Source organism: Pseudoalteromonas phenolica (assembly GCF_005886345.1).
GTDB lineage: Bacteria > Pseudomonadota > Gammaproteobacteria > Enterobacterales > Alteromonadaceae > Pseudoalteromonas > Pseudoalteromonas phenolica_A.
In genome coordinates, this window is the sequence record NZ_PNEC01000154.1 from 1 (window position 1) to 347 (window position 347).

Sequence of the window (347 nt, forward strand, 5' to 3'; positions counted from 1 at the left end):
CTGAATCCATACTGGCTGAAATCCACCGCGTTGCGCGCGACCTTTATGGGCGAATTGAGCGTAAATTTTCCCCAGATGGGATTACGCTGGTGCAAAACAACGGGCATTTTAACGAATTAAGCCACTACCACTTGCATATTTTCCCCCGCTATAAGCAAGATAGTTTTGCGTTTGGACGTGATGAACTCAATGTTAAGCCTCAAGAGGTTTTGCGCACCTCACTTGAGGGGTTATAGATGCTTGGGGAAGTGTTAATCAAGATTGCTGTAACGCTATTGCTTTGTATGTCACTCGTCTGGACTTTGTTGCCTTGGGCGTTTGGGTTATTAAATTTCCAAAACAAACAT

General features: G+C 44.4%; 1 protein-coding gene. It reads left to right on the forward strand.

All coding sequences use genetic code 11. The features are described 5' to 3' along the window. A partial coding sequence (locus CWB72_RS20440) for an HIT family protein (protein WP_138635253.1) occupies positions 1-236 on the forward strand: 236 nt, incomplete at its 5' end. Positions 237-347: the final 111 nt, after the last annotated feature.